This is a genomic window from Acidaminococcus fermentans (genome assembly GCF_009696675.1).
Lineage (GTDB): Bacteria > Bacillota > Negativicutes > Acidaminococcales > Acidaminococcaceae > Acidaminococcus.
Genome location: NZ_VULN01000002.1, coordinates 175838 through 199643, shown reverse-complemented (window position 1 = coordinate 199643; position 23806 = coordinate 175838). Strand labels below are relative to the sequence as shown.

The 23806-nt window shown below is 58.2% G+C and carries 23 protein-coding genes; 2 read left to right on the top strand and 21 right to left on the bottom strand.

Annotated elements, in window-relative coordinates; genetic code table 11:
• Positions 1-43: 43 nt before the first annotated feature.
• The 7 genes from citC to FX155_RS02155 all read right to left on the bottom strand — a co-directional run bounded on the left by citC (position 44) and on the right by FX155_RS02155 (position 6068).
• A complete protein-coding gene (gene citC, locus FX155_RS02185) occupies positions 44-1093 on the bottom strand; it encodes a [citrate (pro-3S)-lyase] ligase (RefSeq protein ID WP_374047549.1) in 1050 nt (349 codons plus the stop codon).
• A gap of 92 nt (positions 1094-1185) precedes the next feature.
• Positions 1186-1815, bottom strand: a complete 630-nt coding sequence (locus FX155_RS02180; protein WP_022487112.1) for a lactate utilization protein — start codon at positions 1813-1815, stop codon at positions 1186-1188.
• 93 nt (positions 1816-1908) lie between these two features.
• Entirely contained in the window at positions 1909-2457 is a 549-nt protein-coding gene (locus tag FX155_RS02175; RefSeq protein ID WP_154487678.1) for an NADH peroxidase, read from the bottom strand.
• A gap of 154 nt (positions 2458-2611) precedes the next feature.
• Positions 2612-3184: a precorrin-2 dehydrogenase/sirohydrochlorin ferrochelatase family protein gene (locus FX155_RS02170; RefSeq protein WP_022487111.1), complete on the bottom strand. Its 573-nt coding sequence runs from the start codon at positions 3182-3184 to the stop codon at positions 2612-2614.
• A complete protein-coding gene (gene cobA / locus FX155_RS11630; protein ID WP_154487677.1) occupies positions 3181-4650 on the bottom strand; it encodes a uroporphyrinogen-III C-methyltransferase in 1470 nt (489 codons plus the stop codon). Before cobA ends, FX155_RS02170 begins: the two co-directional genes overlap by 4 nt.
• The gene (gene hemC / locus FX155_RS02160; RefSeq protein WP_154487676.1) at positions 4637-5503 is read right to left on the bottom strand and encodes a hydroxymethylbilane synthase; all 867 of its coding nucleotides are present in this window, start codon (positions 5501-5503) and stop codon (positions 4637-4639) included. Before hemC ends, cobA begins: the two co-directional genes overlap by 14 nt.
• A gap of 1 nt (position 5504) precedes the next feature.
• Entirely contained in the window at positions 5505-6068 is a 564-nt protein-coding gene (locus FX155_RS02155; protein WP_022487470.1) for a biotin transporter BioY, read from the bottom strand.
• 276 nt (positions 6069-6344) lie between these two features.
• On the opposite strand from FX155_RS02155, the gene FX155_RS02150 reads away from it, so the two are divergent.
• Complete coding sequence (locus FX155_RS02150) at positions 6345-7247, top strand: LysR family transcriptional regulator (protein ID WP_022487471.1); 903 nt, start codon at positions 6345-6347, stop codon at positions 7245-7247.
• A 179-nt stretch (positions 7248-7426) separates the two neighbouring features.
• Here the strand turns inward: FX155_RS02150 and FX155_RS02145 are convergent, their stop codons facing one another.
• From FX155_RS02145 to FX155_RS02125, 5 genes are all read right to left on the bottom strand, one after another.
• Positions 7427-7918: a hypothetical protein gene (locus tag FX155_RS02145; protein ID WP_154487675.1), complete on the bottom strand. Its 492-nt coding sequence runs from the start codon at positions 7916-7918 to the stop codon at positions 7427-7429.
• A gap of 6 nt (positions 7919-7924) precedes the next feature.
• A complete protein-coding gene (locus FX155_RS02140) occupies positions 7925-9565 on the bottom strand; it encodes an ArnT family glycosyltransferase (RefSeq protein ID WP_154487673.1) in 1641 nt (546 codons plus the stop codon).
• Between the two features lie 125 nt (positions 9566-9690).
• On the bottom strand, positions 9691-10260 hold the full coding sequence (locus tag FX155_RS02135) for a DUF5714 domain-containing protein (RefSeq protein WP_022487474.1): 570 nt from the start codon (positions 10258-10260) through the stop codon (positions 9691-9693).
• Positions 10261-10270: 10 nt separating this feature from the next.
• The gene (locus FX155_RS02130) at positions 10271-11710 is read right to left on the bottom strand and encodes an aminoacyl-histidine dipeptidase (protein ID WP_154487671.1); all 1440 of its coding nucleotides are present in this window, start codon (positions 11708-11710) and stop codon (positions 10271-10273) included.
• A 46-nt stretch (positions 11711-11756) separates the two neighbouring features.
• Positions 11757-13313, bottom strand: a complete 1557-nt coding sequence (locus FX155_RS02125) for a YfcC family protein (protein WP_154487669.1) — start codon at positions 13311-13313, stop codon at positions 11757-11759.
• 244 nt (positions 13314-13557) lie between these two features.
• Between FX155_RS02125 and aroD the strand changes: the two genes are divergently transcribed.
• Positions 13558-14310 carry a type I 3-dehydroquinate dehydratase gene (aroD, locus tag FX155_RS02120; RefSeq protein ID WP_154487667.1) on the top strand — a complete coding sequence of 251 codons (753 nt, stop codon included), beginning with the start codon at positions 13558-13560 and terminating at the stop codon, positions 14308-14310.
• A 117-nt stretch (positions 14311-14427) separates the two neighbouring features.
• On the opposite strand, the gene FX155_RS02115 is transcribed toward aroD, so the two are convergent.
• The 9 genes from FX155_RS02115 to trpC form a co-directional block, all read right to left on the bottom strand.
• Positions 14428-15492, bottom strand: coding sequence for a TRAP transporter substrate-binding protein (locus FX155_RS02115; RefSeq protein ID WP_154487665.1), 1065 nt, complete (start codon positions 15490-15492; stop codon positions 14428-14430).
• A 17-nt stretch (positions 15493-15509) separates the two neighbouring features.
• Complete coding sequence (locus FX155_RS02110) at positions 15510-16805, bottom strand: TRAP transporter large permease (RefSeq protein ID WP_154487663.1); 1296 nt, start codon at positions 16803-16805, stop codon at positions 15510-15512.
• Entirely contained in the window at positions 16806-17408 is a 603-nt protein-coding gene (locus FX155_RS02105) for a TRAP transporter small permease (RefSeq protein ID WP_229778396.1), read from the bottom strand.
• Between the two features lie 43 nt (positions 17409-17451).
• Positions 17452-18318: a shikimate dehydrogenase family protein gene (locus FX155_RS02100; RefSeq protein ID WP_022487481.1), complete on the bottom strand. Its 867-nt coding sequence runs from the start codon at positions 18316-18318 to the stop codon at positions 17452-17454.
• Between the two features lie 582 nt (positions 18319-18900).
• Positions 18901-20280 carry an LCP family protein gene (locus FX155_RS02095; RefSeq protein WP_154487659.1) on the bottom strand — a complete coding sequence of 460 codons (1380 nt, stop codon included), beginning with the start codon at positions 20278-20280 and terminating at the stop codon, positions 18901-18903.
• A gap of 156 nt (positions 20281-20436) precedes the next feature.
• On the bottom strand, positions 20437-21219 hold the full coding sequence (trpA, locus tag FX155_RS02090) for a tryptophan synthase subunit alpha (protein ID WP_154487657.1): 783 nt from the start codon (positions 21217-21219) through the stop codon (positions 20437-20439).
• On the bottom strand, positions 21212-22396 hold the full coding sequence (gene trpB / locus FX155_RS02085; protein ID WP_022487484.1) for a tryptophan synthase subunit beta: 1185 nt from the start codon (positions 22394-22396) through the stop codon (positions 21212-21214). The genes trpA and trpB overlap by 8 nt, the downstream gene beginning before the upstream one ends.
• Positions 22393-23019, bottom strand: coding sequence for a phosphoribosylanthranilate isomerase (locus tag FX155_RS02080; protein ID WP_326831101.1), 627 nt, complete (start codon positions 23017-23019; stop codon positions 22393-22395). The genes trpB and FX155_RS02080 overlap by 4 nt, the downstream gene beginning before the upstream one ends.
• Positions 23016-23801: an indole-3-glycerol phosphate synthase TrpC gene (gene trpC, locus FX155_RS02075; RefSeq protein ID WP_022487486.1), complete on the bottom strand. Its 786-nt coding sequence runs from the start codon at positions 23799-23801 to the stop codon at positions 23016-23018. The genes FX155_RS02080 and trpC overlap by 4 nt, the downstream gene beginning before the upstream one ends.
• Positions 23802-23806 lie beyond the last annotated feature (5 nt).

Below are 23806 nucleotides of genomic sequence, written 5' to 3'. Positions count from 1 at the left end.
TTGTAATTATAACAGATACAGTAGGAAAATACAAGACGGGTCCTCAGTAATGGACCACGTCCTGCTCTTTCCGGATCCGGTCCAGGATGGGCCGGGCTTCCTGGCTCTGGAGGAAGTCCCAGGTGGTGGGAGGCACCTGCTCCCGTACCAGCGCCCATTTTCCTTCCTGGATAGCCTTCCGTACTGTGGAGGCACTGACCACCTGGCCCTGTTCTTCCCGACGGGGCACCACCACGCACTGGATCCCCGCTTCCGGCAGCCGCTTTTCCATCACCTGGTTGTACAGGCCGGTGACCACACTGGTGGGCTCTTCCCCCACATACCGGGCGGTAATCCCCAGTTTCCGGGCGATCTTCACGAAAATGGCCAGATCCAGGTTGGCATGGCTGGCGATCACCGCTTCCGCATCCTTCTGGAAATAGCTGGGGAAGGTGGCCTGGCTGATGATGTAGGGACCGCTGTCATGGTACCGGAGATTGGCCAGGTGCCGTGTCCCTTCCTGGATCAGCTTCTTCCGGACGGCATAGGGGAACAGGCTGGCGTCCTCGCTGACCATGAACAGGTGGACCAGGTCGTTTTCTGCCGCCGCTTTTTCCACCAGGTACTGATGCCCCAGGGTAAAGGGGTTGGCGTTCATGACAATGGCCGCCACTTTGGGAGCTTCCACCCGGCTCCGGGCCAGCTGGTCCAGATAGCTGGAGAAACCGTCCTTCCGGTTTTCCATGAAGACGATCTGGTCTTCGATCCGGGCGATTTCATAAAAACCCAGGTCCCCGAAAAATTTGGCGGAACTGCATTTGGTATACAGGAAAAGGTGGAGATTTCCCCGTTCATACTGGTACTGGACCAAATGGGACACAATCTCGTTCATCAGCCCTTCCCCCTGGTGGTGATGGTCCACCGCCATGCACCGGAGGGTGTTGCCGAAACAGCTTCCGGTGGCAATGGCCCGGTAATCATTGTCGAACATCACACAGGTATAGTCCAGGTTGGCATCCCGGCGGATTCCCTCCTGCTCCAGCAGGGCATCCACCTGGGCATTGGTCCGTTTATCGGAAGGATATACTTGAGAAATAAAATAATCAGACATCACGGTCTCCTTCTGGTTTCAAAGTGAATCCATTATACCACAAAAAAGGGAAAGGAAGGGTTGGTCCGCCAACTCCCTTTCCCTTTTCTTCCCGGTCAGAAACCCAGCTGGTCGTTGATCAGGATCACATGGACCCGTTCCGGATGCCGGGCATACCGGGTGATCAGGATCTGGCAGCAGCGGGTTTCCGGCGCCTTGCAGTGGGAACAGAACCCAGTGGTCTTACAGGGTGTCTGGATGTCGAATTTCTGGGCACAGACCGCAGCCGCCGTGTTTTCCGCCCGGTCCAGGGCTGTTTCCAGACTGGAGCACACCTTGTTCAGGCTCACCAGGAACAATACATGGTGGGGCCCGTAGGAAATGGCGGAGACCCGGTTGCCATTGCCGTCGATGTTCACCAGGATTCCGTCCCGGGTCATGGCGTTGCAGCTGGCCAGATACCAGTCCGCATCATAGGCCTTCAGATGGGCCGGCCGCCGGGTGGGATATTCGTCCCGGTCGATGAAGGTCCAGTTGCCTTCCTTCAGTTTCTCCACCAGACCGCTTTCCCGTACGGTGGTGCTGCCGCCCATGTTCACCACACTGCCTTCCGGGATCAGTTCCAGGGCCTTCTGCACCGCCTCTTCCACCGTTGCCGCATAATACCCCTTCATGTTCCGGGATGCCAGCCCCCGGATCACCACCTGGGCCAGCAGTTCATTCCGCCGTCTCAAAGCCTCCTGCATTTCGATTCCCCCTCATTTGTGTTTTTTTTATTTTATCATAGAAAAAGAGGTTGCTGCACCTTTTGTGCAGCAACCTCTCCCTGCCTTACCTTCTTATTTTGCAAAATACCGGGCCAGCAGTCCGTCGAATACACGGCCGTGACGGGCTTCGTCTTTGGCCATTTCATGAACGGTGTCGTGGATGGCATCGTAGCCCAGCTGTTTGGCCAGGGTGGCGATTTCTTTCTTGCCGGCGCAGGCACCCTGTTCAGCGGCAGCCCGCATTTCCAGATTCTTCTTGGTGCTGTCGGTAACCACTTCGCCCAGCAGTTCAGCGAACTTGGCAGCGTGTTCCGCTTCTTCGAAAGCGATCCGTTTGTAGGCTTCTGCCACTTCCGGATACCCTTCCCGGTCAGCCACCCGGCTCATGGCCAGGTACATGCCCACTTCGGAGCATTCCCCGGTGAAGTGCTGACGCAGGCCTTCCAGGACCCGTTCATCCACGCCTTTGGCAACGCCTACCACGTGTTCATCAGCGTATTCCTTCACGCCTTCCTTCAGTTCATCGAACTTGTCTCTGGGAGCGCCGCACTGAGGGCACTTTTCCGGAGCTTCTTCCCCTTCATACACATAACCGCACACTCTGCAAATGAATTTTTTCATAATATTGCCTCCCCTAAATGGTCAAGCCCTTTATTTAAGGACTTGCTATTTGTTGATATTTGTTATCTCTTACGGTTTTCATTATAACAGACTCTCAAAATAATGCAAGTACTTTTGGAAAATATTTTTCCATTTCGAAAGGTTTTTATTGCAGTCAGAGGTGCAGCTCTTCCAGCAGCTTCCGGAACCGTTCCCGGAGCCTTTGGTTCCGGACCTGGGGATCCGGTTCCGCCACCTTCAGCTGCCGGCGGAAGCTCCCCATTTTTTCATTGAGGGCCCCCAGTCCTTCCGGCAGGGCCTGTCGGATCTTTTTTTTCACATACTGGGCCACCAAAGGACTCCGGCCTCCGCTGCTGACGGCGCAGACCACTTCTCCTTCCCGGATCAGGGCCGGAAAGATAAAGGAACACAGCTCCGGATCGTCCACCACATTCACCGGGATCCGCTTTTCCCGGCAGAGACGGCTTACGGTCCGGTTCACTTCCCGGTGATTGGTAGCCGCCACTGTCAGGATCCAGTCCCCCCGGTCCAGATCTTCCGGTTCGAAGGTCCGGCTCTCCCACCGGACCGGAAGCTCCCGGAATTCCGATAGGAGTTCCGGAGCCACCACCTGGACCCGGGCTCCGAAATCCACCAGGATCTTTGCCTTGTGGAAGGCTGTCCTGCCTCCTCCCACCAGGAGCACCGGAGCATCCTCCAGCTGGACCATCAAAGGAAAATAGCTCATGATTCCCCTCCCGGCTGTTCCAGGGCCGCCCGGATCCCCGCTGCTGAATGGACCCGGGCTGTTTCCACCTCCAGGCAGCCGGCTTCCCGGGCAGCCCGGGCCGTAACCGGACCGATGCACAGGACCCGGGTTTCCGAAGCCAGGGTATACTGCTGGAAAAAGACCCGGACCCCTCCGGCACTGCCGAAGATCATTACATCCGGAGCCAGGCAGGTCCCTTTTTCCGGCTGTCCCTCCCGGGGGCAGATTCTGTACACAGCAGCATCCCTGTATGGCCGCCCGGCCTTTTCCAGTTCCCGGACCAGATCCGGGGACCCGTTTTCCGCCCGGAGCAGCAGGCACCGCTCCCCAGGTCCCATTTTTTCAGCCAGACTCTTTCCCAGCGCTTCTGCCGTGTAGCATTCCGGAAGCAGATCCGCCTGGAATCCCTGCTCTGCCAGTTCCCGGGCGGTCCCTTCCCCGATGCAGGCAAACCGGGCCTGCCCCAGGAGCCGGAAGTCTCTTTTCTTTTCCCGGAACCACTGGAAAAAGAGCCGGACCCCGTTCCGGCTGGTGAATACCAGCCAGTCCCATTGTCCGAAGTCTTCAGGAATATTCCCCCAAAGTGGCTCTGCGGCCAGAAGGGGCAGTTCTCCTGTTTCCCTGCCGCCCTCAGCCAGTTCCCGTGCCACTTCCCGGCAGAACGAGAGGGTGCCGGTTACCAGGATTTTTTCTTTTTTCCCCGGCACCTCCGGGCAGAGTCCCAGGCCGGCAACCGGTCCCACCAGGATCACCGCTGGAGGGAAGGCCCCCTGCTGCCGGGCTTTTTCCGGCAGGTCCTCCAGGGTCCCGTCAATGCGTTTTTCCCCTTCTCCGTATCCTCCGCAAAGGACGGAGGCCGGCGTATCCGCTTTTTTGCCGGCCTGAATCAGCCGGCGGCAAATGGTTTCCACCCGTTCCAGACCCATCAGGAATACCAGAGTACCCTGCAGATGAGCCAGGACCTGCCAGTCCTCTTCCGCCCCGTCCCGGGTATGGCCGGTGATCACCGTAAAGGACCGGGCCAGTCCCCGATGAGTCACCGGGATGCCGAAATGTTCCGGCACCCCAATGGCCGAGCTGATTCCCGGCACCACCTGCCAGGGGATCCCGGCCTTCTGGAGAGCCAGGGCTTCTTCTCCCCCCCGGCCGAAGACAAAACTGTCCCCCCCTTTCAGCCGTACCACCCTTTTGCCTTCCCGGGCCTTCCGGATCAGCAGTGCATTGATGGCTTCCTGGGCCACGCTGTGCCGTCCGCTCCGTTTTCCCACCGGCAGCAGTTCCGCTTCCGGACTGGCTTCCAGAAGGGTTTCCGGGGCCACCAGGGCATCGTAGAGCACGGTCTGGGCCCGGGACAGTATCCGGCGTCCTTCCTGGGTCAGAAGGCCCCGTCCGCAGCCGGCTCCCACCAGCCACACTTTTCCCACTGTATTTTCAGTGCCGGTCATAAAGTTCCTCCTTCAGGGACTGGCAGAGCGCCTGCCCATCCTTTTCCTTTCCCATCCGCCGGGCCCGTTTCCCGTCCACCATAGCCATCAGTTCCATCCGTTCCCCGGGCAGGAGCCGGCAGTGGATTCCCACCGGGCAGGAACAGTCTACTTTCATAGCGCAGAACAGCTGCCGTTCCCACCGGAACCGGCGCCAGGTCTCCGGATCAGAGAGCTGCCGGAGGAGCCGGACCAGCTCCCGGTCCTGGGTCCGGCATTCCACTCCGATGATGCCCTGGCAGCCGGCAGGGATCACTTCCTCCGGAGAAAAGGGGATCACCTGGAACCGGCCCATGTCCAGTTCCAGCCGTTCAATGCCTGCCATGGCCAATACGATGGCATCATACTCTCCCCGTTCCAGCTTGTGGAGCCGGGTGGTCACATTCCCCCGGATATCCCGGAACTGCAGGTCCGGCCGCTGCCGGCTGAATTCCCGGATCCGCCGGGGACTGCCGGTGCCCACCACATTTCCTTCACGGAGTTTCTTATCCCGGAGCAGCACCAGGGCATCCCGGGGATCCGCCCCCCGGGGGGTACCGGCGATCACCAGCCCCTGGGCCAGCTGATAGGGCAGATCTTTGGCACTGTGGACGGCGATATCCGCCTCTCCACTAAGGAGTTCCCGCTCGATTTCCCGGACAAAAATCCCCCGGCCGCCGATTTTCACCAGGGCGTGGATCCGGTCCCGGTCCCCTGCGGTGGTAATGGTCCGGACTTCCGTTTCCACCCCCGCTTCCTTCAGAAGACCGCATACAATATGGGTCTGTGCCAGTGCCAGCCGGCTGCCCCGGGTGGCTACAATGAGTTTTTTCATCTTATCTCCTTACCCTGGGGGCCAGTTTTCCATAGACCAGCACCGCCAGTACACAAAGGGCCCCGTCCGGCAGCACCGTGCTCAGAAACCAGATTTCCAGCAGCCGGACCAGGCCGATGCCCCCGGTATTCTGCAGGACGAAATTGAACATCACATCATAGTACAGGAGCCCGCAGAAGTAGTAGGCCATTTCTCCCCCCAGAGCCGCTCCCACCAGCCGTTTCCGGCCGGCCTGGAGAGGTGCGTCCCCGGCCAGGGCTCCCGTGACCCAGGCTGCACAGGGGAACCCCAGCAGGAACCCGAAGGTGGGCTTGGCCAGGTACCCCACCCCGCCTCCATGGGCGAAAATCGGCAGCCCGCAGAGCCCCAGCACCAGGTAAGCCAGGACACTGAGGAACCCCTGCCGGCGGCCCAGGAACAGTCCGGCCAGCACCGCCACGAAAATCTGCAGGGAAATGGTCACCTGCCAGATGCCCAGGGGAATCATGATATGGATAAAGGCCCCCACTGCCATGAGAGCCGTAAACAGCCCGCACAGGGCCAGCGAAGAATGATTTGGATGCATGGTACCTCCTGCAAATTCCCCTCTGGAATCCAGAGAAGAAAACTGTGATTTTTGTATCTATTATAACAGGATTTGCTGGTTTTCACCGTTGTTTTTCCCACAGCACCGTGTTTTTTCATTTTTATACATTTCTTTTATATTTTACATAAGAAAACCTGTTATTATTTTTCTTTTTGCTTTTGTATATAATGTATACAAGACACAATATTTCAGACAAGAATCAGAAATCGGGACTTTTTCACAAGGTAAAGTCCCCAGGTTTGGGAGGACGTATTCATGAAATTACATCAACTGCGCTATTTTCAGGAGGTCTGCCGGCAGCACAGCATCACCAAGGCGGCCGAAGAACTGCATATATCCCAACCTGCGGTTTCAGCAGCGATCCGAGAACTGGAAGAAGAATTTGGGCTGAGACTGTTCAAACGGTCCCACAAAAAGCTGATTCTCACCACCGAAGGGTCCTATTTTTCTCTGGAAGTGGAAGAACTGCTCCAAAAAGCCAAGCAGATTGCCGATGATATGACCCGTCTCCAGAAAAAGAACACCTCCATCCGGGTGGGCCTGCCCCCTATGATCGAGGCTCTGGAGATTCCTCTTCTGGCCCTGTTCCACAAGGACCATCCGGACATCCGGCTGGAACTCCATCACGGGAATTCCCTGTCCCTCCGGAAGGCGCTCCAGGATGACCGGATCGACATTGCCATTGTCAGCGGCCAGGACGGGGATCAGGATACCATGGCCGCCCGTGCCATGAAACGCAGCGAAATCGTCTACTGTGTAAACCAGAGCCATCCCTATGCCCGGGAAAAGGTCCTGTCCCTGCCCCAGGTGGCCCAGGATGATCTGGTAGAAATCGAAAACAGCCAGAAATTCCGGGAAACCATCCTGGAGCGGTTCCATCAGGAACGGTGCACCCCCCGGATCCAGTGGTCCACCACCCAGCTGTACACCAAGATCCAGCTGATCCGCAGCGGCGTGGCCGGCGGCTTCCTGTACCGGACGGTGGCGGAACGGGAACCGGAACTGGTGCCCATTTCCCTGAATCCCCCTCTGTATTATGAAATCGAAATGCTGTGGCAGAAAAACTCTGTGGAAAACGAAACCATCCGTACCTTCCTGGAGTTTGCCCGGAAGCACGGGGTCATCAAAGAACCGGAGAATCTGGAACAGACGAAATAAAAGAGGAAAAAGCCTTCTGCTGGGGAAGCAGAAGGCTTTTTCCTTGAAAGGAAGTTGTTTATGATGATTTGATGGGGAAGATGTAACAAGGAGGGGTAATCCCTGTTACGGTTATTAGTATACCCATGACCTGTGTCAAAGGAAGGGCAAACCCATGAATAATTTGTGAATTTGACTACTCAGTCAGACAGCCCGAAATATTCATAGATATTCTGGATCAGCCCCTGGGCATTTTCCGGGCTCAGCCCCACTTTCTGGCTGAGGAGCAGCAGCCCCTTCAACTGGTTCTTCAGAAAGCCGTTGAACTTTTCCGGATCCAGGGACAGGTTGTCCCCTTCCAATTTGTCACTCTGACAGGTGAGCATCACCAGCAGCTTCAGTGTCTCCCCTTCCTTTTCCGCCAGGAAAAAGAGAAAGGGAAAGGTCTCCCCCAGTTTCCGGACAAAGGCCACGGCTTTTTTGTTTTCCCACAGGGCCTCCCCGCAGTCCCCAGCAAAGGAAAGTCCCCACCGGCTGCAGAACTTCCGGGCCAGAGCCGGCTGGCTCCCTACCGTCTCCAGCAGCTGGAAATACCGCTGGAGCCGTTCCGGATGGTCCAGTTCCTCTTGATGCACCTGAAATCCGATGAAATCCTGCCGTTCCAGATAGGAACGGATTTTTTCTTCTTCCATGGCTGCCTACCTTTCCTTGATCATTACCGTCCACTGGCCGGGCAATTTCACCCGTTTCCAGGTCCCGGGCCAGTCTTCTTCCAGTTTCGTCTTCAGTTTCCGTGTCTTGGTGTCCACCAGTACCAGGGCCCTTCCCGGCTGCTGCCTGACTTGTCCGTAAGTGGTCCAGGGCATGATGTTTTTGGCGGACCAGCTGTCTTTCCGGGGTTTGAAGGCATCCGCCTCCTCATCAGGCACCAGCATCACCATTTCCCGGCCGGTGTAGAACACTCCGGAAGTGGGATAGCCCCCGCCCCGGATGTAGATGGGCATGTCTTCCGGCACCAGGGCGTTGATGAACTGGGCCGCCGTTTTCCCGGTCACATCCTCCATCAAAGGCTTGGCCAGCAGATCCAGGCTGCAGCAGTGGAAAGCGATGGTCAGCAGCACCACCGTGGAAAATACTTCCTGGCTGGTTTTGCCTTTATACTTGTGAAAGGCCAGCACCGCCATGCACAGAGTGTAGAGGAGCATGAAATAAAACAGGTTCTGGGGATTGGGGAACACCCCGGGAGCCAGCTTGGTCACCTGGGAGGCGGCGTAGGTCAGAGCCCCGTAGAACAGCAGGTTTCCGGCCAGCATCCCCCGGATATCCAGACGGCTGCCCTTTTTCCAGATGTAATCTGCCGTCAGGACGCACAGAGGCAGCAGCAGGGGATAGGTGTAGGTGATGTATTTGGTGGCCATACACTGGAAGAACACGAAAATGGCGGCGATCCACAGCAGCAGGAAAGCTTCCCGGGGAGCCGGATAGTTCCATTTCCCGTTTTTCCGCAGAAGGCTCCAGAGCATGCCGGGGACAAAACCCACCCAGGCATAGGCGTTCAGCAGGTTCACCGCCGTATAGTACCAGACCACATTGTCCCGGGGATGTTCGGACACGGTGGCCCGGAGCACGTTCTGGGTCCCCAGGAAGCTGCCCAGGAAATCCGGATGGACCCGGGCCATGGCTATGTACCAGGGCAGAGCCACCAAAAGGAACAGCGGGATCCCGGTGGCCAGCTTGGCATCCTTCAGGCATTTCCAGTCCTTCTGGTACAGCAGGAACAGGGTAATGATGAGCCCGGGCATCAGAAAGCCGATAGGGCCCTTGGTCAGGGTGGCCAGGACGGACAGGATGTACACCCCGTAGTACCAGTTCTTTTCCCGGCTGCTGTACCCCAGGAAGAAGCACAGCAGGGCCCCGTCCATGAACAGGAACAGCATCCCGTCCGTCAGGACACTTTTGGAAATAGTAAAGAATTCCAGGGTCATAAGCAGCAAAACACCGCTAAGGAAACCCACTTCTTCCCGGTACAGCCGTTTTCCCGCCTGGACCGTCAGCCACAGGCCTCCCAGCCCAAACAGGGAGGGAAAGAACCGGGCCCCGAATTCGCTGAACCCGAAGATCTTGAACCCCAGGGCAATCATCCAGTAGGCAAAGACCGGTTTGTCATACCAGTACCGGCCGTAGATCTGGGGAGACAGCCAGTCTCCGCTGAGGACCATTTCCTTGGCCGTCAGGGCGTAGTTCCCTTCCACACTGTCCGTCAGGGGCAGGGATGAATTCATGAAAAACAGCAAAAAAACCGCCGCGGCCCAAAACCCCAGCCAGTATTTTTTCTTCATACACGTTCCTCCAATGCTTTAGCGTACACATATCTAATCTATTTTACACTAGAATGGGGGAAGAAGAAAGAGGCTGTTGCAGATGCAACAACCTCTTTCTGGATTGCAGGTGAATCCCTTCCCCCCTATTTTTTATATCCCGGATTATACGGACACCTCTCCCCCAGACACTGCCCGTTCTTTGGATAGAACCCGCAGACTGTGTTTTCTTCCGGCAGGGTGATCCCGAACCGTTCTTTTACGTAGGGAATGGCGGTTTTGAGAGCTGTATAGGCGTCCCTTTTGCAGCACCGGGGTCCACCCATGGCTGCCAGATTGGCCAGAGCCCGGGAGGTACAGGTCATGTGGCTGCCCCAGGAAGAACCGGTGGTCAACGGGCCTGTTCCTTCCAGGAGAGCCAGGGCGGCGCCTACGGATGCCACGGCCCCGCAGACTCCCCAGTGGCCGCACATGGCCCCGGGCATCTGGAGCCCTTCCCGGCGGAGCTTCTGGAGCATCTCCTCCAAATCAAATTCCATGCCGGCGTTATGGAGGGCCGTCAGCAGGCAGGCCCCGTCCAGCACATGGTGCTCCGGCCCATGGATCCGGACGAAATCCTGTCCTGCCACATGGCGGAAAACGGCCAGGGGATTGGTTTCCTTTTCTTTTACACAGGCTTCGATGATGGCCTGGGTCCGCTGTTCCAGATCGTTCATGCTGCACACCTCATTTCATCCGCTTCAATACTTCCAGCAGCAGGTTCCAGGTCCGCTGGACAGAAGCAATGTGCATGGTTTCCCGGTAGGTGTGGATCTCCGTCAGGGTGGGCCCCAGGGAAATGCAGTCCAGTCCCGGCAGCTTGGCGGCGAACATGCCGCATTCCACCCCCGCATGGATGGCTTCCACTTTAGGGTCCTTTCCGTACTGTTCCCGGTACACCTGGACGAACAGATCCCGGAGTGGAGAATCCGCCCGGTATTCCCAGCCCGGGTAATCCCCTTCCCGGAAGGCCTGACCTCCCAGCTGCCGCAACAGTCCTTCGATCCGTTCCGCCACCATTTCTTTCTGACTTTCCACGCTGCTCCGGACCAGGAGACCTGCACAGACCTGGTCCCTCTCCGTATACAGGATCCCCAGGTTCAGGGAGGTCTGGACCATGCCCGCCAGTTCCGGGCTCATGGCCTGGACGCCATTGGGCAGACTGGTCAGCAGACACTGGACCTTTTCTGTGGAAGTCCGGTCCATGGGCAGGGTTTCCGTTACAGCCGGTCTCACAGCCACCTGGAGTTCCGGATCCGTCACATGGTATTCCTTCCGGACCGCCTCTCCGAAAGCTTCCGCCGCCCTCTGGAGCCGGTCCGGTTCCGGGGTCACCAAAAGAGCCCGGGCTTCCCGGGGAATGGCATTGTCCTTGGTGCCGCCTTCCACTTCCACCAGCCGGTACAGGGCTTCCCGATCCAGATGGAGCAGAAGCCGTCCCAGGAGCATGTGGGCATTGGCCCGTCCCCGGCCGATTTCCGCTCCCGAATGGCCTCCGGTCAGACCGCTGATTTTCAGTTCCAGGCAGGTGCCTCCAAAGGCCTCCCGGCGGACGGGCAGGGCGCAGTTTACATCCACGCCGCCGGCGCAGCCTACGGTAAATACCCCTTCCTCTTCCGAATCCATATTGATCATCCGGCGGCCTTTGAGACCGCTGGCATCCAGAGCTTCCGCCCCCAGCATGCCGATTTCCTCATCTACGGTGAACACCACTTCCAGCCGGGGCCGGGGAATGGCGGGATCATCCAGGAGAGCCAGGCCCATGGCCACGGCAATCCCGTCATCGGCTCCCAGGGTAGTGCCCCGGGCGGTGATTTCATCCCCGGACACTTCCAGGTCCAGGCCTTCTTTTTCCATATCCTTGGTGCAGTCCGGTGCCTTTTCGCAGACCATATCCATATGGCCCTGGAAGATCACCGGAGCCGCCTGTTCATAGCCGGGGGAAGCCGATCCCACCAGGATCACATTGTCCAGGGCATCCTGATGGACTTCCAGCCCCCGCTGCCGGCCAAAATCCGCCAGCCAGTTGCTGACGGCTTTGGTGTGCCGGGATCCATGGGGGATTTTCGACAGTTCTTCAAAGAAATGGAACACCCGGCGGGGTTCCAGAGAATCCAGTACAGTCATGACGCTACGACTCCTTTGCTTGTTAGTTTCCTTATATTCCAAGGGCTTACAGGATGCCCAGCATGGGTGCCACGGAAACGATCACGGCCCCGGTAATGAGCAGCAGCAGAGCGCCCTTCAGGATGAATTTCAAATAGATGTCATAGGGCACCTTGTACAGTTCCAGGGTCCCCATGTTGGTGGCGCTGGGGTACAGGGCACTGGTGAAGTTGAGCCCGATGGTGAAGCTGGCAATCAGCAGCACCTGGCCGCCCACCGGTCCGATGGGAGCGGTTTCATAAAGGGCATAGGCCACAGCCCCCAGGATGGGCATGGTGATTCCGGCCACCCCGCTGGTGGACTGCATGAAGAAACCGATGGCCACATAGGACGCGATGACCGCCAGGGAGAAGGCCCAGGAGGGCACACCCTGGAGGGCGCTCTGGATCCAGTACACGAAGGTGACGGACATGCCGGCAGTCTTGCTCCCCATGATCACGGAAATCCCGTTGGCAATGGCCAGCACCAGGACCACACTGAGCAGGTCCCGGGCCCCGGCGATGAATTCTTTGATAAAGGTGGCTTCCGGGATCTTGTTGATGATCCCCAGGAGCAGAGCTCCGGCCAGGAACACGAAGGAAAATTCTTCAAAGTACCAGTCCCCGAACTGAGTGTAGTGTTCCGCCCCCAGCAGGTTCCCCAGTACCGGTACCTTGGCCAGGGAAGTAAAGGGCAGGTTCACCAGGGTCTTGGCAGTGGTCCCGTCGGCGAACTTGATGGAATCCCAGGGCACATAGCCGCAGATCATGGCAATGACGATCAGCACCAGGAGCCCGATGGACAGGGCCTGCCGGGTGGTGATTTCCACTTCTTCCTGTTTTTCCTCCACCATGGTGTTCACCGGCAGCCCGGCTACAATGGATTTGGAGGGATCTTTCTTCACCCGGGCCGCATACTGGAGCACATAGGCCAGGGCCACCAGATACAGCACCGCAAAGAGCACCAGCCGGAGGACGATGCCGCTGCCCAGGGACAGGCTTTCGTTGCCGATGGCCCCTACGGCTGCGCCAATGGAAAAAGGATTCACCACGCTGGCCATATTGCCTGCGGTGGCCCCTACGGTCAGGACCCCGATCCCGGTGACCACATCATAGCCGGCCAGGACGAACAGGGGCACCACCGCCATGGAGTAGGCGGGGATTTCTTCCCACAGGCCGTAGACGGCACCGAACAGGGCGGAGAAAAAGGTGAGTACCACGATCAGGGTCTTGCCGGTGAACCGTTTCAGCAGCCAGCCGATCCCGGCCCGCATGGCTCCCACATAGTTCAGCAGGTGGAGGAAGGCCCCGGCCATCAGCAGGGCAAAGCACAGCTGGGCCGCCTTTACAAAGCCCTTGGCCGGTGCCATGATGATGTCCCACAGTCCCATGGGCTGGAGTCCCTGGCCTGCGACCACTTTCCCTTTGACCATAATGGCGTCGTAGATGATCTTCTTGGTTCCGTGATCATTGACCACCACCGACTGGGGCACGAACCAGGTAAGGATGGCGGTAAAGATCAGGAACAGGAACACGATGGAATAGGAGCTGAGCATCTTTCTCTGTTTCTTGGGTTGATCGGACATTTCACATTCCTTCTTTCTGCAGTCGCATTTTTGCCGGTGCAGCTGTTGGCTGCGGTTGTACAAAAAAATTATAGCATAGAAAAGCGAATTTTTCGAACTTTTGTATAGTTTGACAGTGCGGAAAAACAGGGCTGGAGAAGAGACTGAAAGAACGGCCTTCCTGTCCACAGAATAGAGCCTTCATTGACACTTTTCCAGCCGCTGCCGTATACTGGAGCAAAGACGAAAAAAGGAGCGAATCATCATGGCCCAACCTGTACTTGTGAAAAATCTGGCAATCGGCGAAGGGCAGCCGAAAATCGCCATCCCTCTCACGGCCCCTACCCTGTCCGGGCTGGAAGAAGCCCTGGATTCCCTGGCGGAAGCTCCCTGCGACCTGGCGGAGTGGCGGGGAGACTGCTACGCCTCCATCCGGGAACCGGGAAGCTGGCAGGCTCCCCTGGCCCTGTTCCGGCAGCGGATCCCCCACCTGCCCCTGCTGTTCACCATCCGCACCACGGTAGAAGGAGGCCAGCTGGAGATTTCCACGGAAGACTATGTGCGGCTGCTGGAAGAAGCGATGGACAGCGGAGCCATGGACCTGGTGGATGTGGAGCTGTCCCGGGGAAAAGATGTGATGGAACATCTGGTAAACCGGGCCCACAGGGCCGGGATCAAGGTGGTGGGATCCTGCCATGATTTCCAGAAGACTCCCTCCCGGGAAACCCTGGTCCGGACCCTGTGCACCATGCAGGACCTGGGCTGCGACCTGGCCAAATACGCGGTGATGCCCCAGAAGGAAGAAGATGTGCTGACCCTTCTGGCCGCCACCCTGGAAATGAAGGAAGGCCATCCCAGGACTCCGGTGATCACCATGGCCATGGGGCCCATGGGGGCCATTACCCGGATCGGAGGAGGCCGGTTCGGTTCCGCAGTCACTTTCGGCACCGCCGGAGCCGCCTCCGCCCCCGGCCAGCTCCCGGCGGACCTGTTGGCCCAGGTGATTCAGCGGGTATGAAAAAAGGAACTGTGAAAAAATGAGGAATCATTTTTTCACAGTTCTTTTTTGTCAGCGGTCAATGGTCAACGGTCAGCGGACCGTTGACGGGGCTGCTGCGCTGCAGCAGCCCCGTTCTTACTTTTCCAGCTCTTCCCTCATCACCGTTCCCAGTCCTCCGGTCTGGGCGTCTATTTTCTTGTACAGTTCCTGGACGGCGGGCTGGTTCCGGACTGCTTGGTAGAATTCCGGAGGATAGGCCACCAGGGTCATGCCTTTTTTCTGGAGTTTTTCCTTGCAGTCCCGGTCCACCTGGATCAGGGTAGGTGCCAGTTCTTCCCGGGCTTCCCGGACCGCGTCTTCCAGAGCCTTTTGGTATGCCTTGGGAAGATTCTCCCAGGCTTTTTTGTTCAGGACCATTTCGTTGGCGTACAGGATCACATTGGTTTCCGCCACGTATTTCTGGACTTCGTTGAAATTGGCGGAAAGGATGCTGTCCGCCGCATTTTCTTCCGCATCCACAATGCCGCTCTGGAGGGAAAAATACAGCTCCGGCCAGGCCAGGGGCGTGGGATTGGCTCCCAGGGCGGACCAGAAGGCCATATGGTTCCGGTTGCTCATGGTGCGGATCTTCAGCCCCTGGAAATCCTCCACCCTTTTCACCGGCCGGTTGGAGGTCATCAGCCGGTAGGTACCGTTCTGGAGGGTACCCATATAGTGGAGCCCCGCCCGGTCATAGGCCGCCGCCAGTTTCTGCCGGAAGGACCCGTCCCCGTTGAGTACCCGGTCGATGGTTTTCCCGTCATAGGGAGCAAAGACCATGGGCAGGTCGAACACCGCTCCCTCCGGCACAAAAGCCGTCACCGGAGCCATCTGGCCCACCACCAGCTGGATGTCGTTGGCCCGGAGCTGCCGGAGCAGGTCTTCATCCCCGCCCAGTTCCGCATTGGGGTGGTAGTCGATGGTCAGCTGTCCCCCGGTCTTCTTGCCCACCTTTTGGGCCACCAGTTCCCCGAACCGCTGGCCCACGGAGCCTTTGCCGGAGGAATCCCCTCCCACCAGCACCACTTTGGGCAGACCGGCATAGGGCCCGGCTTCCTTCTCTTTGTTTTCGGCCGCCGGCTGGCTGCCGCAGGCGGCGGTTCCCAAAAGGAGCACCATCCCCAGGCAGGCTGCGGCCAGTTTCTTCCATATTCTATCCATGGTTGTTCCGTCCTTTCTTACCACAATGCCGGCAGGAAGGTGGAAAGCGCCGGAATGTAGGTGATGCCCACCAGAGCCGCCAGAAAAGCACAGATGAACGGAACGGATTTCCGGGCCACGCTCATGGGCTGCTGTTCTGCAATGTTCCCGGCCACAAACAGGTCCAGGCCGAAAGGCGGAGTGGCCAGGCCGATGGACAGGCAGCACACCAGCACCACCCCCAGATGGATGGGATCCACTCCCAGCTTTTTACAGGCCGGCAGCAGCACCGGTACCAGGATGATGATGGCCGGTCCCGTGTCCATCACCATGCCCAGGGCCAGGAAAATCAGCACCAGTACCGTGAGGACCGCCACCCCGGAGGTGAAGTTCCCCAGGATGAAGCTTTCCACCGCTTTGGTAGCCCGGGTCATGGACAGGACCCGTCCGAAAGCGGTGGCAAAGGCCAGCACGAAGGCCAGCCCCCCATAGGTCCGGACCGATTCCCGGAGCATGGGCAGGATATCCCCGAAGGTCATGGTCTTATAGACAAAAAGAGACACCAGCAACGCATAGAACACGGACACCGCCGCCGCTTCCGTAGGGGTGGTGAACCCGGTGTAAATGCCTCCCAGGACAATCACCGGGCACAGCAGGGCCCAGGCGCTGTCCCGGAACAGCTGGAGGAAACCCATCCTGGACAGTTCTTCCATCCGTTCCCGGACTTTGTTCTTGTCCTCCCCGTTCCGGAGACAGTGGATCACCGCATAGACCATCAGAGCCAGGCCCACCAGGAAGCCGGGGATGATTCCCGCCAGGAACAGTTTCCCGGTAGAAACCCCGGTGGCCAGGGAATAGAGCACAAAGGGGATGGAAGGCGGAATGATAACTCCCAGGCCCCCGGCCACGGCCACCAGACCGGCACTCCAGGTCTTGTCATAGCCCAGTTCCGTCAGGAAGGGTACGCACATGGCTCCCACTGCCGCCGTGGTGGCCGGACCGGAGCCGGAAATGGCCCCGTAGAACAGGCAGGTGAGGATCACTGCACAGGGCAGACCCCCGGGGATCCGGCCGGCAAAAAAGGCGAAGAAGTTGAACAGTTTCCGGGAAATCCCGCCTTTGGCCATGATCACACCCCCCAGGATGAACAGGGGCACTGCCAGGATGGGGGTGGAATTGGCCCCGGAAAAGGCATTGTTCAGCACCTGGCCCATGGTGCCTCCCTGATGGAACAGGGCAATGGGAGCGGTGGCCCCCAGGATCATGCTGATGCCGATAGGCAGGGACAGAGCAATGGCCAGGAGAAAGACGGAAAAAATCAGTACCGCGGACATTCAGTCATCCCCTTCCCGGGCCAGGGCCGCTTCGTCAGCCGCATCCTGGAGAGTCTGTTCCAGGGTGGACAGTTCCTTTTCCTGGAGATGCTGGACATGGATCCAGAGCATCTGGACGGACCGGACCACTCCCAGGAAGAACCCCAGGACCATGAAGCTGTACACAAAGGCCATGGACCACTGCATAGCCGGGGAAATCTCGTGGCTTTCAGCAATTACTGACACCACTTCCACCGCATAAAGGCCCAGGACCCCCATGCAGCCCAGGGTGATCCCGTCCACCACCAGATTCAGCACCTTCCGGAGAGTTTCCGGGAGCATGTCCTTCAGCACCCCCACCCGGAGCATACTGTCCATCCGGATGGTATAGGGCAGGGACAGAAAAACGCTCCAGATCCACAAAAACCGGCACAGTTCTTCTGCCCAGGTGAGAGACGCCATGCCCGGGATTTTCCGGACAATGACCTGGAGCATAGTGATGCCGGCAATGAGAACCAGCATCACCACCAGGAAGGTCTCTTCCAGGTGCAGATCCAGCCAGTGGATCAGAGCGTTTACAGAGTTGCGTTGTACTGCCTTGCTGCTTTCCTTCACATTTTCCATTTTGTTTCTCTCCATTCTACTTTGCTACTTTGCAGCAGAAGCCCTACTCCTGCTGCTTTTTTTCTGCCAGGATTTTCTCCAGTTCCTGACCCATGGCTTCCACCGGAGCCTTCTTCCCTGACCACAGTTCCACCTGGGCCGTTCCCTGGTAGAGACTCATGGTGAGCCCGTTCAGCACCGGGCACCCGGCTTTTTCCGCATTTTCCAGGAACCGGGTCCGGGCCGGATTGTAACAGGCGTCGAAGTAAAACTGGCCGGGCCGGATGTATTCCGGAGGCAGAGGGGTCCGGCCTGCGGTTTTCCCCATGCCCACCCCGCTGGCATTGATGACGGCATTGGCTTCTTTGACCCGGGAAAAATCTCCATAAGCCACGAATTCCGCCACAGGTGCGAAGTTTTTGTTGATGTCCGCCACCAGGCTCCGGGCGCTTTCTTCCACCAGATCCGTAATCAGGATCCGGCCGGCTCCATGGTAAGCCAGGGCCGAACAAATGGCCCGGCCGGCTCCTCCGCTGCCGAAACAGAAGAAGGTCTTTCCGCTGACGGGCACCCCGGCTTCCTCCAGGGCCCGGTAAAAGCCCACCCCGTCGGTGTTGTACCCTTTCAGCCGTCCATCCGGCAGTTTCACCACCGTATTGCTGGACCCCATTTTGGCACACAGGGGATCCAGTTCGTCCAGGTATTCCAGGACTTTCACCTTGTTGGGCTTGGTGACGGCAAACCCGGCAAAGGGCATGTGCCGCAGTCCCTGGATGATTTCACCCAGGTGTTCGTTCCCGGTCACCGTGTAGAAATACACCAGGTTCAGCCCTGCCGCCTCATACCCTCTGTTCTGCATCCGGGCCGCAAAGGATTGGGTCAGGGGATCTCCCAACAGGGTAATGAAACGGGTGTGGATATCGATATGCATGTTCTACCATCCTACTTTCCTGCTCTGCGGGACAGTCCCGCATTTTGTATACATTCGTGATGTTTTTCATTTTAGGCCTGTAATGTTGTTTTGTCAATGACTTCCCTACAGGGTTGACAGCCGAAGGAAATCAATTTTAACAAATTAATCTTAAAATAGGTCAGACCGTAGGGGGCGCAGGCCCGGCGCCCCGCCGAATGCACGAACCAACGATGCAAAAGCGGGCTCCCCGGCGTGGAGCCCCTACGGGTCCAATTTACACATTCATAGAATTTGCCTGCAAATTTTATCATCCGGCCGCTGATCATTGACCGCTGACGGGCAAAACGCCATAAAAAAAAAAAAGCCCTTGAAAACAAGGGCCAAATGAGGGGCAAATTCAACTTACAGTTGCATTATAGCACTCTTGTATACAATATGCAAGAATATTTTCAGTTTTTTCATAGTTATTTTATTTGTTGGTTAATTCATATAATGTTGGTAGAGTAAAAAAGTGGCTGTTGCGTAGGCAACAACCACTTTTGGTCGCGAGTCGCGAGCTATAAGTCGCGGTCCGCGACCGGGGTGAATTCATTCACCCCCCTACTTCCCATAATCCCGTCCTACATAAATCACCACATCCCCGCTGCTGGGGCTTACGGCTCCCTGGATCAGCTGGAAGTCGAAAGGCAGGGCTCCTGTGCGCTCTTCGGCGGCGCTGCTGCCGGCATTGATCAGCACCTGGGTCCGGTCCATGGGGCTGCCGTTGGTGATGCTCACAATGGCAAACCCGGCGTTCCGGGCGTCATTGGCCGCTTCCACTCCGTACTGAGGATTGCCGCTGCAGTTGACCAGGGAGGCCCGGAGGGTTTTCTGGGGCGGCGGGGGCGGCAGATTGGGCGCCGTGCTGCCCTTGCCGGTACCGCTGCTGTCTCCCACAGGCAGGGCCGCTTTTTCTTTGTCCATTTTCCGGGCTTTTTCCACGGCTTTCTTCAGTTCCTGGTTCTGCACCTGGAGAGTCCGTTTCTCCCCGCTGCCGGCGGCACTGTTGGTGCCCAGCAGTTCGTCATACTTCTTCTTGGCTGCCTGGGCCGCCATCCGGTACCCTTCCCCTGGCTGGACCCCCTGGAGCTGGGCCACCTGCTGGCGCAGGGCCGTCATGTTGGGGATCCAGTAGCTGATGTCATCAATATAGGCGGGGCTTCCCTGGACCATGGCGGTTTCCAGCTGGGAGGTGCCGGACACGTTCTTGGCAAAGGTCACCAAAAGAGATGCCAGGTCCCCTGCCGACAGATCCGTATCGATGCTCTGGTACAGAGTATGGGCGATTTCCGGGGCCCGGGTCAGGAGGCTGGCGGACCGGAGCTTGGCGAACACCGCCTTCATGAACTTCTGCTGCCGGGCCACCCGGCCGATGTCCCCTTCCTCGTCCCGGTACCGGACGTACTGGATGGCGGTGGTCCCGTCCATATGCTGCTTCCCGGGCTGGAGATTGATCACCAGGCCGTTTTCCCCGTCATAAGGGTCCGTATACTGCATGGACTTTTCCACATCGATGTCCACCCCGCCAATGGCATCCACCAGCTTGATGAACCCCTGGAAATCCACCAGTACATAGTTGCTGATGGGGATCCCCAGGAAGTTTTCCACAGTCTTCCGGCTCAGTTCATGGCCTCCGTAGGCATAGGCATGGTTCACCTTGTCCCAGCCGTGGCCGGGAATGGAGACCAGGGTATCCCGGGGGATGGACAAAAGAGCTGCCTGGTTCCGGGAAGTGTCCAGCATGGTCACAAAAAGGGTGTCAGACCGGCCGGTATCGCCGCTCCGCCTGTCCACTCCCATCACCAGGATGTTCCGTTTCCCCTGGATCTGGGCCACCTGGCCCGGGTCCGGCTTCTTTCCCGGCCCCAGCAGGAAAAATCCCGCCACCGCCGCCAAAAGGACCCCGATTCCCGCAATCACCGCTTTATATTTTCCCAGCATGATGGTTCTCCTTTAAACGTTACAATTTATGATCATTCCTTCTTTCATTTCTATTATACCGTAAAAAAGAAATGGATGCATCAGAAAAAGGGGGTGTGAAAGAATTCACACCCCCTGGTCACGGGCCGCAGCTGGCGGAGAAGCAACAGCCTTGTTTCACTTCGCCTCTTCCACTGCCTCTGCCATTTCCTTTACGTACGCCTTCACCGGTTCCACGGCGTCTTTACCGTACTGGGCGCAGAGTTTCACGATGGCGCTGCCTACGATGGCTCCGTCGCTGATGGCTGCCATTTCTTTGGCCTGTTCCGGGGTGGAGATGCCGAAGCCTACAGCAATGGGTTTGTCGGAGACTTCCCGGATCTTGTCCACGATTTCCTTCAGGTTGGTGGTAATGGATTTCCGCACCCCGGTGACCCCCAGAGAAGAAACCAGGTAAATATATCCCTGGGCTTCTCTGGCAATCATCTGGATCCGCTGGTGGGAGGTGGGAGCAATCATGGAAATGATCTCCACCCCGTATTTTTCCGCTTCCGGAGCGATGGTGTCCTTTTCTTCATAGGGCACGTCCGGGACGATGACCCCGTCGATTTTCACATCCCGGCACTGCTGGAAGAACTTCTCCCGGCCGTAGGTGAAGATGGGGTTCACATAGGTGAGGAACACCATGGGGATCCGGGTCTTTTCCCGGACCCGGGCCAGCATGGCGAAAATGGCCTTGATCCTGGTCCCTGCAGCCAGGGCCCGGGTGTCCGCTTCCAGGATCACCGGCCCTTCGGCAGTGGGATCGGAGAAGGGGATGCCGATTTCAATGAGCCCGGCTCCTGCCTCTTCCATGGCATAAATCAGTTTTTCCGTAGTGTCCAGGTCCGGATCCCCTGCGGTAATGAAGGGAATGAACAGCTTCCCCTGTTTCTTGAATGCGTCAGTTATCCTAGTCATGCAGGTCTACCCCCTTGTATCTGGCAATGGCTGCCACGTCTTTGTCCCCCCGGCCGGACAGGTTCACCACGATGATCTTGTCCTTGGGCAGGGTGGGTGCCAGTTTCATGGCATAGGCCACCGCATGGGCACTTTCAATGGCCGGAATGATGCCTTCCGTCCGGGACAGATATTCAAACGCTTCCACCGATTCGTCGTCGGTGATGGGCACGTACTGGGCACGGCCCGTATCGTACAGGTTGGCGTGTTCCGGCCCGATCCCCGGATAATCCAGACCGGCGGAAATGGAGTACACCGGGGCGATCTGCCCGTCTTCATCCTGGAGGAAATAGGATTCCATCCCGTGGAAGATCCCCGGTTTCCCCCGGGCGATGGTGGCGGCGGTTTCCGCGGTGTTCACTCCCCGGCCGGCGGCTTCCACCCCGATCAGCTGGACGTTTTTGTCCGGGATGAAATCGTAGAACAAGCCGATGGCATTGCTGCCGCCCCCTACGCAGGCCATGACCACATCGGGCAGCCGGCCTTCCTTCTCCAGCATCTGGGCTTTCACTTCTTCCCCGATGATTTTCTGGAAATCACGGACGATGGTGGGATAGGGATGGGGCCCCATGCAGGATCCCAGCACATAGAAGGTGTTTTCCACATTGGTGCACCAATCCCGCATGGCCTCGCTGACCGCGTCCTTCAGGGTGCCAGTGCCGGTGGTCACTGGCACCACTTTGGCCCCCAGAAGTTCCATCCGGTACACGTTCAGGGCCTGGCGGATGGTGTCCTCCTTGCCCATGTACACTTCACATTCCAGGCCCATGAGAGCCGCCACAGTAGCGGTGGCCACCCCGTGCTGGCCGGCGCCGGTTTCGGCGATGACCCGTTTCTTGCCCATTTTCTTGGCCAAGAGGCACTGGCCCAGGGCGTTGTTGATCTTGTGAGCCCCGGTGTGGTTCAGGTCTTCCCGTTTCAGATAGATTTTGGCGCCCCCCAGATCCCTGGTCATCTTTTCCGCATAGTACAGCAGGCTGGGCCGGTTGGCATAGTCATGGTACAGAGTCCGCAGTTCCTGAAGGAATTCCGGATCATCCTTGAACCGGTTGTAGGCTTCGTCCAGCTGCAGCACTGCGTTCATCAGGGTTTCCGATACATATTGGCCGCCGTGTCTGCCAAATCTTCCATTGCTCATGATTCTTCCTCTTTTCTTACAGCGCTCACAAAAGCGCGGATTTTGTTTTCATCTTTCGTTCCGGCAGTTTCGATGCCGCTGCTGGTATCCACCCCGAAGGGGCTGCACCCAGCAATGGCCGCCGCCACATTGTCTGCATCCAGTCCCCCGGCCAGGAAAAAGGGTCTGGGGAACCGGGCCTGCCGGAGCAGACTGTGGTCGAAGGTTTTCCCCAGCCCTCCGAACTGGCTGCCGGAATAGGTATCCAGCAGGAAATAATCGCAGTCATACCGGTCCAGGTCCCGGAGGCTTTCCGGTCCCCGTACCCGTATCACCCGGATGATGGGAGCCGTTGTCCGTTCTCGGAGGGCCTTCACATAGGCTTCGTCTTCTTCTCCATGGAGCTGGATCAGCTGGATGGTGCCCCGGTTGGCCAGGGCCGCCGCTTCTTCCACAGGAGCCTTTACGAAGACGCCTACGGCGGCAATGGCCGGGTCCAGCTGCCGGCGGAGGTTTTCTGCCTGTTCCGCCGTTACCTGCCGCCTGCCGGGGGCGAAGATGAACCCGGCATAATCCGGCTGGGCCCGGTTCACCATGGCCACATCCTCTGGCCGCCGGATCCCGCACAGCTTGATTTTCGTCACAGGACCTCACCCCGCAGTTCTGCCAGGGCGGCTTTCATATCCGGGCTCCGCATGAGGGTTTCCCCGATGAGCACTCCGTTGACCCCGGCCTGTTCCAGTTGGGCGGTCTGCTGCCGGCTTTTGATGCCGCTTTCCGCCACAAAGGGAATGGTTTCCGGTACCAGGGACCGGAGCCGGAGGCTGTTGCCGATGTCCACGGTAAAGTCCTTCAGGTTCCGGTTGTTCACTCCGATGACCCGGGCGCCGCTCCGGAGGGCCCGTTCCACTTCCTCTTCATCATGGGCTTCCACCAGGGCGTCCATGCCCAGGCTTTCCGCCAGCAGCCGGTATTCCTGGAGCTGGCTGTCGCTGAGGATGGCGGCGATCAGCAGGATGGCATCGGCCCCCAGGGTCTTGGCCTGGCACACCATGTAGTCATCCAGGGTGAAGTCCTTCCGCAGGAGGGGCGTTCCCACCGCCTGTCGGATTTCCCGGAGATACCGGTCGCTGCCCAGGAAGTAGTCCGTTTCCGTCAGCACGGAAATGGCGGCAGCCCCCAGGGCTTCATACTGCCGGGCAATGGCCACATAGGGAAAGTCAGGAGCGATGAGCCCTTTGGACGGAGAGGCCTTCTTCACTTCCGTAATGAAGTTGAGGCCCGGTCTCCCCAGGGCTTCCCGGAAGCAGCCCTCCCGGTCCCGGGGCAGGGCTTCCGCTTCCCGCCGGAGGGTGTAGAAGTCTTTTTCCTTTTTCTGTTTTTCCACCCGCTGCCGGGTGGCTTCTGCCAGGGTATCCAGGATCATGTTCC

Coding starts and splice junctions, on each gene's coding strand:
- aroD (WP_154487667.1), top strand. CDS start 13,558: ATGGCCCAACCTGTACTTGTGAAAAATCTGGCAATCGGCGAAGGGCAG.
- FX155_RS02095 (WP_154487659.1), bottom strand. CDS start 20,280: ATGCTGGGAAAATATAAAGCGGTGATTGCGGGAATCGGGGTCCTTTTG.
- FX155_RS02180 (WP_022487112.1), bottom strand. CDS start 1,815: ATGCAGGAGGCTTTGAGACGGCGGAATGAACTGCTGGCCCAGGTGGTG.
- trpC (WP_022487486.1), bottom strand. CDS start 23,801: ATGATCCTGGATACCCTGGCAGAAGCCACCCGGCAGCGGGTGGAAAAA.
- FX155_RS02115 (WP_154487665.1), bottom strand. CDS start 15,492: ATGGATAGAATATGGAAGAAACTGGCCGCAGCCTGCCTGGGGATGGTG.
- FX155_RS02175 (WP_154487678.1), bottom strand. CDS start 2,457: ATGAAAAAATTCATTTGCAGAGTGTGCGGTTATGTGTATGAAGGGGAA.
- FX155_RS02155 (WP_022487470.1), bottom strand. CDS start 6,068: ATGCATCCAAATCATTCTTCGCTGGCCCTGTGCGGGCTGTTTACGGCT.
- FX155_RS02100 (WP_022487481.1), bottom strand. CDS start 18,318: ATGCATATCGATATCCACACCCGTTTCATTACCCTGTTGGGAGATCCC.
- FX155_RS02150 (WP_022487471.1), top strand. CDS start 6,345: ATGAAATTACATCAACTGCGCTATTTTCAGGAGGTCTGCCGGCAGCAC.
- FX155_RS02135 (WP_022487474.1), bottom strand. CDS start 10,260: ATGAACGATCTGGAACAGCGGACCCAGGCCATCATCGAAGCCTGTGTA.
- FX155_RS02105 (WP_229778396.1), bottom strand. CDS start 17,408: ATGGAAAATGTGAAGGAAAGCAGCAAGGCAGTACAACGCAACTCTGTA.
- FX155_RS02140 (WP_154487673.1), bottom strand. CDS start 9,565: ATGAAGAAAAAATACTGGCTGGGGTTTTGGGCCGCGGCGGTTTTTTTG.
- cobA (WP_154487677.1), bottom strand. CDS start 4,650: ATGACCGGCACTGAAAATACAGTGGGAAAAGTGTGGCTGGTGGGAGCC.
- trpA (WP_154487657.1), bottom strand. CDS start 21,219: ATGACTAGGATAACTGACGCATTCAAGAAACAGGGGAAGCTGTTCATT.
- FX155_RS02170 (WP_022487111.1), bottom strand. CDS start 3,184: ATGAGCTATTTTCCTTTGATGGTCCAGCTGGAGGATGCTCCGGTGCTC.
- FX155_RS02145 (WP_154487675.1), bottom strand. CDS start 7,918: ATGGAAGAAGAAAAAATCCGTTCCTATCTGGAACGGCAGGATTTCATC.
- trpB (WP_022487484.1), bottom strand. CDS start 22,396: ATGAGCAATGGAAGATTTGGCAGACACGGCGGCCAATATGTATCGGAA.
- hemC (WP_154487676.1), bottom strand. CDS start 5,503: ATGAAAAAACTCATTGTAGCCACCCGGGGCAGCCGGCTGGCACTGGCA.
- FX155_RS02125 (WP_154487669.1), bottom strand. CDS start 13,313: ATGTCCGATCAACCCAAGAAACAGAGAAAGATGCTCAGCTCCTATTCC.
- FX155_RS02110 (WP_154487663.1), bottom strand. CDS start 16,805: ATGTCCGCGGTACTGATTTTTTCCGTCTTTCTCCTGGCCATTGCTCTG.
- FX155_RS02130 (WP_154487671.1), bottom strand. CDS start 11,710: ATGACTGTACTGGATTCTCTGGAACCCCGCCGGGTGTTCCATTTCTTT.